We start from the raw sequence: 11,670 nt of genomic DNA on the forward strand, positions 1-11,670 counted from the left end.
GCCGCCAGCGTTCAATCTGAGCCATGATCAAACTCTTCAATTTAAGATTTTGTTCGGCTCAATGAATACTGAACATTCCTTTCGCTAATAAATAGCAGAAGTAATGTTTGAATTGACTGTGCAGAATCTTTCGATTCAATGGTCACTTCGTATCATTGAAACCTAATTTGAAGCCTAAGCTTCTAATTGGATTATCATCAACGAGTGCCCACACAGATTGATAGGTCTATATTGTTAAAGAGCTTGCTTCATAAGCTTTGCTATCGAAGCGGAGGCGTATTCTAAGGAATTAACTTTCAGTGTCAAACACTTTTTAAAATTAATTTTTAGAAGCTTTCTTTCGCCTTATTGCCAATTGCTTTTGCGTTTCCGCTTTGCCCTGACAACGGAGGCGCATTATAGGGAGATGATTTTTCTTGGCAACCCCTTTTTAGAAAAAAACTTAAAAAAAAGCATCGAGTGATTAAATCTCACTCAAACGCTTAATTTTAGCACTCAGTTGTTAACTTCAAGTAATAAATAGGCAATCAGTATGTGTCTACCCAGCTCTCTTTAAAGCTGGTGATATCAAGATCCAGTGATTGCGCCGCTTCGATTTGCTCGATAGCCTCCAATTCTTTATTTACACTGCTCATCGTCAGTGTGTTGTTGTCTAACTCAAACACTTGGCGTTGCGTGGTGTAATAGAACTTAAGCGTAGTGAGCGCTTTTACATTGTCATTGCTCGCGGCTGCTTTAATGCTTTTTAGTTTACGAAAGATTTTGTTGTGCAGTTGCTTGAGTTTCCAAACGTACAGCACTTCTTCCATGTATGGTCGAGTTTTAATTTGATTCAATAAAGAGAGGGAAGTTGCAACTGCGAGAACGACACCAATCAAATTCCAATGGAAATTGCCCGTTGATTGTTCTGGTACGACTTCAGTGTTGCCAAACAAAACAATCAGCAAGGTACTAAAGGCAAGAGAGGAGATGGCGAGCAACGCAACAAAACCGCCAATCACAAGGTTTACTTTCTTTTTATAAATGTCTTTATTTATCTGTTTGATTTCCATATACCGCTCCTAACAGGTTACCTCTATTTTAACCAGCGCACTCCGCACGACAATCGAAGCTTTGTAAGTAAGTTCACATTTGCTATTAAACTCGCATCCCTTCCCTGCTTGGGTATATACTTCCGCGCATTCACTCTTCCTATATAGAGGCTAAATTCATGCGCTCTTTTGTTTTACGAGCTCGCGCGGCGCCAACCACCAGCAAAGCACTGTTAGAAGGTGTTGGTAATGAAGCGCATACAGAGATTCTTGCTCATACCATGATGAACACTATGTTCGTTGCTCAATCACACCGTGAAGATGTGGTTGTTCACTTGGTTTTGGAAAGCACAAAAGACTTCTCACGCACCATTACTATTCGCTCCAACGACATCACCAACATTGGCGGCTTCCATGAGTCAACCTTGATTGCAGCAGTGGCTCGCGCTTTGGATGCTTCGGTTGGTATGGGTAAAGAGCAACTTCGTGAAGTCGAACCTGGTATTACCGTTCGTACAGTGAGCTTTGAACGCCTAGTGCAAGAACTGGCAGAAGATCACCAACTATATATGTTGGATAAGAAAGGCGAATTTGTTCGTGATGCAGAAATTGGTGAAAATCCATGTTTCTTGCTAACTGACCATATACCGATGCCGAAAAAGTCTTTTAACAGCTTAAAGCGCCTTGGCACAGAGAAGATCAGCTTAGGTCCTAAGATGCTTTTCGCTTCTCAGTGTGTGGTATTGATCCACAATGAGTTGGACATACGCGAATTCTAGTTATTCACGCACACGTTGCTAGACAATGAAAGAGGACTCCATTGAGTCCTCTTTTTTGTTTCTATAGGGATGCTAAGTTTACTTACCACCAATGCTCAAACGAGCAAAACGAACGTCTGGCGAGAAGAAAGTTCGGCTATCGTTAATTAACTGAGTATCACCCACTGCCTCAACTTCTTGCAGCATCTTGTAGAAGTTACCCGCTACCGTGATCCCACGAACTGGTTGAACGCGCTCTCCATCACGGCACAAGAAGCCACTCGCACCAAATGAGAAATCACCACTCACTGCATCCGCACCAGAATGGACACCTTGAAGCTCGACTAACTCTAGGTACTCTCCCGCTTTTACTTCTGATGCACTGCTGTTGCCTGTCGCAATCACTTTGTGATTCGCTGATACGTCTAAGCTCGATTTTGCACCGCGAGCGGCACTTGCCGTCGACACTGCACCCAAATAATTCGCTGTTTGGCTATTGTGCAATAGCGTATTCAGTTGGCCATTGGCGATCAACACATTATCTTGAGTAGCGAAGCCTTCACTATCAAAACTCGCGATTGCCATACCATTTGGCATGTAAGCCGTATCAGTAAAGGTAATTAAATCACTCGCAACACGTTGACCAAGCTTGTCACCCAGTGGCGTAATGCCTTTCATCGCGCTTACGCCAGAGAAAGCACTGCCGAAAGCACCGAATAAACTTGCTAGCGCATTAATGTGGAAAATAGCAGGGTAGTTACCTGTCGCAACCGGAGCACCTTCCAGAAGATCACGAGCAAGGTTGTAGCCACCTTCGATACAGTAAGCTGGATTCAACTCATCAAAACGGCGACCAAGTGACATTCTACCCGCCATTGACTGTTTGCCGTCTTTTTCAAACAAGGTATACGCGTAACAAGTGAACGAGCGCTCGAAGTGTTGACACAATGTGCCTTGAGTATTGGCAATGATCAGTTGTGTTTCGCCATCGCTGTAACCATTGTAAGGTGCGCTAGAAGCGTGAGGCAGAGCCACTACGCCTTGCTCAAGTGCGAGAGACAGTTCAATTTTTTCATCAACCGAAGTTGTGTCTTCTTGAGCAATCTCAGCCACGTCAGTCGTGATTTGGCTGTTCACACAACTAATGGTCTGATGTTCATCTTGCTTGGAAAAGCGAGCACTTTGCAGTGCATTAGTTAGCATTAAATCCAAGCTAGGTTGCTCTAACGACTCAGAGTAGCTTGTCGCAACGCGCGCATCTTTCACAACACGAACACCCAGAACTTGGCTTGAGCTTACTTTGTACTCATCCAGCTTTCCTTGGTTCGCTTTCAGAGAAAAGCTGCTGTTGCGGTTTACAATGACGTCCGCTTCTGCACCTTGGCGTTTTGCTTCTGATAGGACGTAATCAACCGCATTAAGAAGTTGTTGTTCTTGGCTCATTAGTTACCGCCTCCTACCAGAATATTATCGACTTTCAGCGTTGGCTGACCGACTGTTGTTGGCACTGAGCCACTCACGGAACCACACATGCCCGGCGCAAGCGCCATGTCCTTACCAACCATGCTGATTTCTTTCAACACTTTTGGACCTGTGCTGATCAGCGTTGCTGTTTTCAGAGGCTTGGTGATTTTGCCATTTTCAATGAGATAAGCTTCACGAACAGCAAAGTTAAACTCACCCGTGCCCGGTTGAACCGAGCCGCCGCCCATCTTCTTCGCATAGATGCCACGTTCGATGCCTGCCAGCATATCATCAAGTGAATGCTCGCCTTCTTCGATAAAGGTGTTACGCATACGCGAGGTTGGTGCGAACTTGTAGTTTTGACGACGACCAGAACCCGTTGGCTCGTAACCTGTCTTCATGCCACCCATTTTATCGACCATGAAGCTGGTTAGCTTACCGTCTTTGATCAATTGAGTGCGCTGAGTCTTCATACCTTCGTCATCAACATGAATCGAGCCCCATTCGTTGGTCATGGTGCCATCATCGACCGCATTCACTGCGGTGTGAGCAACCATTTCGCCCATCTTGTCGTGGAATACTGAAGCTTTCTTCGCAACTGAAGTGGTTTCTAGCAAGTGACCACATGCTTCATGGAAGATAACGCCGCCAAAGCCGTTACCAATCACCACCGGCATTTCACCCGATGGACAAGCATCTGCGCCAAGTTTTACTAACGCTTGCTGCGCGATAGTTTGACCTAGCTCTTTGGCATCAAGCTGTTCACTGAATTCCCAACCAGCAAGAGCGCCAGGACCTTCCATACCAGAAGACTGCTCATTACCTTTTTGCGCGACAGTGTTACCAGCAACACGAATGTAGTGGCGAGTATCGTCAACGTGTAGACCTTCTGAGTTGAAGATAGACACTTGTTGTTCACGCTGAAGCACGCTGCCAATAAACTGGCTGATATGCTCACTCTCAGCACGTGCGGCTTGGTCAACTTTCAATAGAAACGCGATTTTTGAATCTAGGTTAGCATCCTTACTTAGCGGCATGCGGCAACCATGTTGGATTGGGTAGCGGTTCAAATTCAAAGAACCCGCTGACGCGATTTGCTCACGCTTGTCTTTTGCAGCAAGCAGCGAGGTTACGCGCTTTAGTTCGGCTTCATCTGTGCTGTTGGTGTAACCGTAAAGCACCTTATGACCGAAAAAAAGACGAATACCGATACCAAAATCGATACCCGAGTTAACCTTATCCACTTCACCAGATGCGAGCTGGACAGTGTTGGTTTGGTGATGTTCAACGAATAGTTCAGCGAAATCAGCCCCCAAAAAGAGCGCATGATCGATCACTGACTTCGCTGTTACAGAATTAAGCATGAAGTCTCCTTGCTCGATGATCGTCTTAGCCATCCTAATTAACTGTGAAAAAGTTCAACAAAGTTAAATTGGCAACACGTTAAATTTTAACAGTTTTTTAACCTTGTTTTATGCTAATCCTTGCTTAACGAGACCACGATTATTTATTAAATATTCCAGGTTCTGCTCATTCACCAGAGCGTTGCACTAGTAAATTCCACCCAGCAAACCATTTAGGTGCTTACTTTATCACTCACCTCGCATAATTGAATACTCATTATAATTACGCTCAAAAAACGTATCCCTTCCGCAATGGTCCTGCTATCATCCGAACGAAATAGTCGGGGGGCCACACGACAAGTGTTGGCTGAGATCGAAATTCGAGACCCGTTGAACCTGATTCAGTTAGCACTGACGTAGGGAACTATGCACACTTTGCCTTTCGTCGCCCCTCTTAGGTAAGCGATAGCGATCGAAAAATCGATCTATCTGCAATGGTCAAGGTCAGTTCCTATACGTCTTGTAGTAGGAGCGACCATGACGCAGCAATCACAACCTCATTCACATCAAACGCCAGCCTTGCCTACCCCTATCGTATTGACCATCGCGGGCTCAGACAGTGGTGGCGGTGCAGGTATTCAAGCTGACATCAAAGCGATGTCCGCAACTGGTAGCTTTGCCTGCTCAGTGATTACCGCCATCACCTCACAAAACACTCAAGGCGTCTCTGCGATTTTCCCAATTCCTCTCGACCATGTAGAGAGTCAACTCGATGCGGTATTCACCGACCTCAACATCGTTGCAGTAAAAGTGGGCATGCTGGCCGATTCCAACATCATCAAAGTCGTTGCTGACAAAATTAAACAATACCAGCCAAAACACCTCGTGATTGACCCTGTAATGGTGGCCACCAGCGGCGATCTATTACTGGAACAGTCGGCAATCAGCACTTTAAAAGAAGAATTGATTCCGCTCGCAGACATCATTACCCCTAACCTACCCGAAGGCGCAGCATTGACGGGTAAGCCAATGCCTCAATCAGAATCTGAAATGAACGATATGATTACCGACCTTCGTGCGCTTGGCGCCAAAGCTATTCTGCTCAAAGGCGGTCACCTTGAAGAAAATGAAAACAGCAACGATCTGCTTATCATGCAAGACAGTGCCGAGTTAATTAGCGCCAAGCGATTTCCAACCAAAAACACCCATGGCACAGGCTGTACACTTTCTTCCGCCATTGCGTCTTATCTTGGCCAAGGCAACAACCTACACAAAGCGGTGCACCTGGGTAAGCAGTACATCAGCCAAGCTATCGCGCACGCTGATGAATTGGATGTAGGTAAAGGCCATGGCCCTGTGAACCACTTTTTTGCGGGTCATACTTATGTTCGCTAACGCGATTGGCATTCAGCTTTCCGATGCTAGTCTGCGATACAAAGACAGCCAAACACCAACGCTAGCAGGGTTGAGTATGACTATTCCTGCTAATCAATGGACAGTGTTACTTGGTCGCAGTGGCTGCGGAAAAACGACGATCCTTCGTTATCTAGCGGGTTTGTTAGACGACAAAGTCGAATGGCATGGCGAGTTAACGACCACGGATGGCATCACCTTACACAAGCGTATTGCCTACATGGCGCAGCAAGACTTGTTGCTGCCGTGGTTGAATGTGTTAGACAACGTCTGCCTCAGTTCTCGATTTTCTCAAGAGCAAGCACCAGAACAAAATAAACAACGTGCACTGACTTTACTCAGCCAAGTGGGACTCGCCGATTACCCGGATGCTAAGCCAGCTCAGCTCTCTGGCGGCATGAGACAACGTGTTGCCCTTGCTCGCACTCTGATGCAAGACAAGCCTCTGGTTCTGATGGATGAGCCTTTCTCTGCGTTGGACGCGGTTACTCGCCATAAGTTGCAAACCTTGTCTGCCGAGTTACTGAAAGATAAAACCGTTGTTCTTATTACCCACGACCCACAAGAAGCGGTGCGATTAGCTCACCAACTCTATGTACTGCAAGGCACGCCTGCGCAAGCTCAGCACTTGGTTGTTCCGGATTCCAAGCCACCACGAGTTCTCGATGGAGAGTGCGCCGCGCTTCAACAAGCGATTTTGGATCAATTGGAGAAAGACTATGAGTGATATGACTCAGTACAACTCCGTTTCGGCACGTATTGGTAAAAAAGAACGCGTGACCCATCCAGCTCTGCGCTTGGTAATCAGCACAGCGGTGATCTTGGGATTGTGGCAGTTGGTTGTGGTGGTATTCGACATGCCAGGCTTCATCTTACCTTCACCAATTGAAGTGCTGGATAGATTGGTCACTCGTTACGATGTCTTGCTCAAACATACTTGGGTTACCGCGCAAGAGATCTTACTTGGCTTGGCGCTTGGATTATCGATGGGTTTGCTGTTCGCATTGCAAATGCTGATGTTCGAGCCGCTGAAGCGTTGGTTATTGCCTATTCTGATTGCTAGCCAAGCGATCCCTGTGTTCGCCATCGCGCCAGTGCTCATGCTTTGGCTGGGTTACGGTATTGCATCGAAAGTCGTCATGGCAGCGATCATCATCTTTTTCCCCATCACGACATGTTGCTATGACGGCTTACGCAATACACCAACAGGTTACCTCGATCTTGCCAAGACCATGGGCGCGTCTAAATGGCAGCTACTTCGTCATATTCAATTGCCAGCCGCCCTACCAACTTTAGCCTCAGGTATTCGTGTTGCCGTCGTTATTGCGCCAATTGGAGCAGTGGTCGGTGAGTGGGTAGGTTCAAGTGAAGGCTTGGGTTATCTGATGCTCCAAGCCAACGCTCGCATGATCATTGATGAGATGTTTGCGGCGCTGTTTATCCTAGCCGTGCTGTCTATCTCACTCTACTTCATCACCGATAAATTATTGAAAAAAGCCATCCCTTGGGAAAGCAAATAATTACAGAAAATAACCAAAGAAAATTGGGAAAGAAAAGGAAGAACCCCGTGAATAAAAACAAACTTATGAGCGCTGCTGCTCTACTCGCTTCAGTGGTATCAACCAATGTGCTTGCAGCAGAAAAAGAGATGACACTGATGTTGGATTGGTTCGTCAACCCAAATCATGGTCCTATCGTGATTGCCAAAGAGCGTGGTTACTTCAAAGAACAAGGTTTGAAGGTCAACATTCAAGAGCCGGCAGATCCAAGCACGCCACCTAAGTTGGTCGCGGCGGGTAAAGTCGACATGGCGATTTCTTACCAACCAAGCCTAACTATCGATGTCGCGGCGGGTTTGCCACTAATCCGCTCTGCGACTTTGATTGCTACGCCACTCAACACGTTGATGGTGCTGGATAACGGTAAGAATGAAAACCTTGGCGACTTGAAAGGCAAGAAGATCGGTATTGCGATCGCAGGCAACGAAGAAGCGACAATCGGCACCATGCTAGCGCAAGAAAACGTGAAGTTTTCTGACGTACAAATCATCAACGTAGGTTGGGCGCTGTCTTCGTCTCTTGCGTCTGGCAAGGTGGATGCGATTTGGGGCGGTCTACGTAACTTCGAAACCAACCAACTGGCACTAGAAGGTTATAAAGCTAAGGCCTTCTTCCCTGAAGAACACGGCGTGCCAGCGTATGACGAGTTAGTCTTCGTAGCCAATGCAAAAAACTACGACAAAGAAGCCATCAAGGCATTCAACAAAGCACTAGAGCAAGCGACCACTTACATCGTTAACCATCCAAAAGAGTCGTGGAAAGAGTTCGTGGCTTATTCACCAGACACGCTCAACAACGAGCTTAACCAACGCGCTTGGAACGACACGCTAACTCGTTTCGCTCTTCGTCCATCCGCAGTAGATCTGAAACGCTACGATGATTATGCGCAGTTCATGTATTCACAAAACATCATCGAAACACTGCCAAAAGCGAAAGATTACGTACCGAGCTTTGACTAATTCTACTGACCTTAGGACCTAAGCCTAGGGTCTTTTGATAACGAGATACTCATAATGAAATACCAAGATTTGATCGACGCTTGCCGCCAAGATTGGCAAGAATACACTGAGCATGCTTTCGTGCAGCAATTGGCGCAAGGCACTCTGGCTCAGCCTTGTTTTCTGCATTACCTAAAGCAGGATTTTCTTTTCCTAAAGCAGTACGCACGAGCTTACGCATTAGCGATCTACAAAGCACGTACTTTGGATGACATGCGCCGTGCCCTACCAAGCGTACACGCATTGCTCGATTCTGAAATCGCCCACCACGTGACTTACTGTGAGCAATGGGGACTGACAGAATCCGACTTAGAAAACGAGCCAGAAGATTTCGGCACTGTGGCTTACACCCGTTACGTATTAGATGCTGGCATGACGAGCGATCTTGTTGATCTATACGCGGCACTAGCACCATGCTCTATCGGTTATGCCGTAATCGGTAAGATGCTGATTGAAGACGAAAGCACTGTGCTCGAAGGTAACCCATACGCAAGTTGGATCAACCTCTACGGTGGTGAGGAATTCCAATCTGGTGTCGCAAAAGGTGCAGAACACTTTAATCAGTTATTGGCGGAAATCGATATCAATAGTCAGCGTGGTCAAAACCTGATTCAGGTATTCAAAACTGCAACGCGTATGGAAGTGGCATTCTGGCAACAAGGTCTAAACGCTCAGCAAGATTAATCGGAGAGTCTCATGTTAATTGAACAAATCACCCAAGCATTAACCGCAGTACGCCAGCAAAAGCCGTTAGTCGTCAACATCACTAACTACGTGGTGATGAATAACACAGCAAACGCACTATTAGCGATCGGCGCTTCTCCAATCATGGCGCACTCCAAACAAGAGATGGCAGAGATGATGTCGTTCGCTGGCGCACTGGTTATCAACATCGGTACCCTAGACAGCGTTTGGACACCGCGCATGAGCTATGCCGTAGAGCAAGCCAATGCCAACGGTAAAATCGTTGTACTCGACCCTGTCGGTTGCGGAGCAAGCTCACTACGTACCGAGACATCACGTGAGATCGCACGCCTTGCCGACAAGTTGATCATTCGTGGTAACGCCTCAGAAATCATCGGTCTCGCTGGCGAACAAGCACAAAGCAAAGGCGTCGATGCGTTAGACAGCAGCGACGCAGCACTTGGCGCAGCGAACTTCTTAGTTTCAGAGTATGGTGCAAGTGTGGTGATTTCTGGCGAGACTGATTACATCATCACGAAAGAGCAAACTGTGCAGCTAAACAACGGTCACGAGATGATGCCATACGTAACCGGAATGGGCTGCACACTAACGGCACTGACGGGTGCTTTCGCTGCTGTTGGTGATCACTCCGGACTTGCTGCCGCGGCGGTACTGGGCGTTGTGGGTGAAATTGCGGCTGAGCAAGCGCGAGGGCCAGGCAGTCTGCAAATGAACCTGTTGGATGAGCTTTACCAACTGGATGAAGAAACACTGGCAAAACGCCTAAAACTCCAAGTGAGTTAAGCTTTCTCTAACAAATACCGGCCTCTCACTCCCTGTAGATGAGAGGCCCAAAGGAAACAAAATGAACGCCTATCGTTTATATTTGGTCACCGATGACCAACAAGATTTAGCCACACTAAAGCGTGTTGTGAGAAAAGCCGTGGAAGGTGGCGTGACCATGGTACAAGTCCGCGAAAAACACGGCGATGTGCGTGCGTTTATCGAACGTGCTCAAGCCGTGAAAGACATCCTTAAAGATACCAATGTGCCTTTGATCATCAATGACCGCGTTGATGTTGCACTGGCAGTTGATGCCGATGGGGTTCACCTCGGGCAATCAGACATGCCCGCAACTATCGCTCGTGAGTTGATTGGACCAAACAAAATCCTCGGCTTATCCATCGAAAATGAAGAGCAGCTTGCAGAAGCGGACTCTCTTCCGATTGATTACATCGGCTTGAGCGCAATCTTCGCGACGCCGACCAAAACCAACACCAAGAAGTTCTGGGGTATTGATGGCTTGAAGATGGCGTTAGAGACGACTTCACTGCCGATTGTTGCCATTGGCGGCATTAACGAAAGTAACATTCCGCAACTCAGCGCCACTGGTGTTCATGGCTTAGCTTTGGTTTCAGCGATTTGCCACGCAGAAGATCCAAAAGCCGCATCGGAATATTTATTAGGGTTGATGAGCTAACCTTGCTCACGCCTGAACAAAGCGCTTATGGATGAGCGCGTTTGCCTTTCAGTACTTTCAACAACCTCTCCTTTCACAACGAAGAGCTGCAATGTCACTTTCACGCTCGAATTGACAGAGCGTTGATAAGTTTTTCACGCCAGATAACGTAAGATAAGCCCCTTATTTTCACGTGGTTGAATAACCCTCAATAAAAACAAAACGCTCTCAATGAAAACCAAAAAATATGGATTGATGATGCTCGCCTTGTTTGTTCTTGGCATCATCCCAATGTCGCTGTTTGGCTCTTATCACAATCTCACTTCACAGGTGCCGGAAAGTCTGGGTATTACTTTTACTTTGCTCACAGATTCTGCTGGTAGCAAAGGCTTTTTAATTACGTTAACACTGCTACTGCTTTCTTTATTTCGCTTTAAACCAAGTCGCATTGAGTGGATACAAAAACTCTCAATGTTAGGGTTGTTACTGGTGATTGGTTTTGCCAGCAAAACGGGGCTAAAACTGATGACAGAAAGCCCGCGTCCCTACACGGAATTGCTCGCAGCAGAACAATTGATTGAGCACCCAGACGCGTTTTATCAGTTGGATACAAAGCAGCAAGCCAACGTAATTAACCAGATTTCTGAACACGTCAGTGATTGGCGAACGCGCCATTGGCAAGGCGAGAAAGACTATTCTTTCCCATCCGGCCATACGATTTTCGTTTCGATTTGTTTGGCTTTCTTTGGCGGGTTGTTCTTACAGAACAAGTGCTATATCTCTGCACTGTCATTATGGATGTGGGGAATGAGCGTCGCATATAGCCGCTTATGGCTGGGGATGCATCGCCCTGAAGATTTAATAGGCTCAGTCTTGTTTGTCGCGATTGTATTTACTTTACTCCCGACATTTCAAATTAAGAAACAGATGCCATTTGTTTCTCTCGCTTCGCGCTAATGTG

12 protein-coding genes and 1 riboswitch are annotated in these 11,670 nt (G+C 46.7%); of the genes, 9 read left to right on the plus strand and 3 right to left on the minus strand.

Translation table 11 applies throughout. The features are described from left to right. Positions 1-527 precede the first annotated feature (527 nt). Positions 528-1,052 (minus strand): DUF3087 domain-containing protein, encoded by a 525-nt coding sequence (locus tag R7093_RS05305; protein ID WP_047102521.1) that lies wholly within the window; start codon positions 1,050-1,052, stop codon positions 528-530. Positions 1,053-1,210: 158 nt separating this feature from the next. Here R7093_RS05305 and trmY point away from each other — a divergent pair, with 158 nt between their 5' ends. Beyond that, positions 1,211-1,810 carry a tRNA (pseudouridine(54)-N(1))-methyltransferase TrmY gene (gene trmY / locus R7093_RS05310; RefSeq protein WP_017634347.1) on the plus strand — a complete coding sequence of 200 codons (600 nt, stop codon included), beginning with the start codon at positions 1,211-1,213 and terminating at the stop codon, positions 1,808-1,810. Positions 1,811-1,888: 78 nt separating this feature from the next. Here trmY and R7093_RS05315 read toward each other — a convergent pair whose 3' ends face one another. Together R7093_RS05315 and R7093_RS05320 are read right to left on the minus strand one after the other, a co-directional pair. Further along, on the minus strand, positions 1,889-3,232 hold the full coding sequence (locus tag R7093_RS05315; protein ID WP_047102520.1) for a TldD/PmbA family protein: 1,344 nt from the start codon (positions 3,230-3,232) through the stop codon (positions 1,889-1,891). Next, entirely contained in the window at positions 3,232-4,617 is a 1,386-nt protein-coding gene (locus tag R7093_RS05320) for a TldD/PmbA family protein (RefSeq protein ID WP_047102519.1), read from the minus strand. Before R7093_RS05320 ends, R7093_RS05315 begins: the two co-directional genes overlap by 1 nt. Before the next feature lie 311 nt (positions 4,618-4,928). Beyond that, a riboswitch (TPP riboswitch) is annotated at positions 4,929-5,036 on the plus strand. 97 nt (positions 5,037-5,133) lie between these two features. Between R7093_RS05320 and thiD the strand changes: the two genes are divergently transcribed. The 8 genes from thiD to R7093_RS05360 all read left to right on the plus strand — a co-directional run bounded on the left by thiD (position 5,134) and on the right by R7093_RS05360 (position 11,666). Continuing rightward, a complete protein-coding gene (gene thiD, locus R7093_RS05325) occupies positions 5,134-5,991 on the plus strand; it encodes a bifunctional hydroxymethylpyrimidine kinase/phosphomethylpyrimidine kinase (protein WP_047102518.1) in 858 nt (285 codons plus the stop codon). Further along, positions 5,981-6,736, plus strand: a complete 756-nt coding sequence (locus R7093_RS05330) for an ABC transporter ATP-binding protein (RefSeq protein ID WP_017634350.1) — start codon at positions 5,981-5,983, stop codon at positions 6,734-6,736. The genes thiD and R7093_RS05330 overlap by 11 nt, the downstream gene beginning before the upstream one ends. Continuing rightward, positions 6,729-7,529, plus strand: coding sequence for an ABC transporter permease (locus R7093_RS05335; protein WP_047102517.1), 801 nt, complete (start codon positions 6,729-6,731; stop codon positions 7,527-7,529). The genes R7093_RS05330 and R7093_RS05335 overlap by 8 nt, the downstream gene beginning before the upstream one ends. Positions 7,530-7,576: 47 nt before the next feature. Further along, the gene (locus R7093_RS05340; protein ID WP_005374293.1) at positions 7,577-8,527 is read left to right on the plus strand and encodes an ABC transporter substrate-binding protein; all 951 of its coding nucleotides are present in this window, start codon (positions 7,577-7,579) and stop codon (positions 8,525-8,527) included. 54 nt (positions 8,528-8,581) lie between these two features. Further along, positions 8,582-9,250, plus strand: coding sequence for a thiaminase II (gene tenA, locus R7093_RS05345; RefSeq protein ID WP_047102516.1), 669 nt, complete (start codon positions 8,582-8,584; stop codon positions 9,248-9,250). Positions 9,251-9,262: 12 nt separating this feature from the next. After that, complete coding sequence (thiM, locus tag R7093_RS05350; RefSeq protein ID WP_005374295.1) at positions 9,263-10,054, plus strand: hydroxyethylthiazole kinase; 792 nt, start codon at positions 9,263-9,265, stop codon at positions 10,052-10,054. 61 nt (positions 10,055-10,115) lie between these two features. Next, positions 10,116-10,730, plus strand: a complete 615-nt coding sequence (gene thiE, locus R7093_RS05355) for a thiamine phosphate synthase (protein ID WP_005374296.1) — start codon at positions 10,116-10,118, stop codon at positions 10,728-10,730. A gap of 210 nt (positions 10,731-10,940) precedes the next feature. Beyond that, the gene (locus R7093_RS05360; RefSeq protein ID WP_005374297.1) at positions 10,941-11,666 is read left to right on the plus strand and encodes a phosphatase PAP2 family protein; all 726 of its coding nucleotides are present in this window, start codon (positions 10,941-10,943) and stop codon (positions 11,664-11,666) included. Positions 11,667-11,670: the final 4 nt, after the last annotated feature.

It is taken from the genome of Vibrio sp. 1580, from assembly GCF_033340055.1.

Bases quoted from the DNA above. Each gene is read 5' to 3' on its own strand.
- thiE (WP_005374296.1), top strand. From the start codon at position 10,116: ATGAACGCCTATCGTTTATATTTGGTCACCGATGACCAACAAGATTTA.
- R7093_RS05360 (WP_005374297.1), top strand. From the start codon at position 10,941: ATGAAAACCAAAAAATATGGATTGATGATGCTCGCCTTGTTTGTTCTT.
- R7093_RS05305 (WP_047102521.1), bottom strand. From the start codon at position 1,052: ATGGAAATCAAACAGATAAATAAAGACATTTATAAAAAGAAAGTAAAC.
- R7093_RS05315 (WP_047102520.1), bottom strand. From the start codon at position 3,232: ATGAGCCAAGAACAACAACTTCTTAATGCGGTTGATTACGTCCTATCA.
- thiD (WP_047102518.1), top strand. From the start codon at position 5,134: ATGACGCAGCAATCACAACCTCATTCACATCAAACGCCAGCCTTGCCT.
- R7093_RS05330 (WP_017634350.1), top strand. From the start codon at position 5,981: ATGTTCGCTAACGCGATTGGCATTCAGCTTTCCGATGCTAGTCTGCGA.
- tenA (WP_047102516.1), top strand. From the start codon at position 8,582: ATGAAATACCAAGATTTGATCGACGCTTGCCGCCAAGATTGGCAAGAA.
- trmY (WP_017634347.1), top strand. From the start codon at position 1,211: ATGCGCTCTTTTGTTTTACGAGCTCGCGCGGCGCCAACCACCAGCAAA.
- R7093_RS05320 (WP_047102519.1), bottom strand. From the start codon at position 4,617: ATGCTTAATTCTGTAACAGCGAAGTCAGTGATCGATCATGCGCTCTTT.
- R7093_RS05335 (WP_047102517.1), top strand. From the start codon at position 6,729: ATGAGTGATATGACTCAGTACAACTCCGTTTCGGCACGTATTGGTAAA.
- thiM (WP_005374295.1), top strand. From the start codon at position 9,263: ATGTTAATTGAACAAATCACCCAAGCATTAACCGCAGTACGCCAGCAA.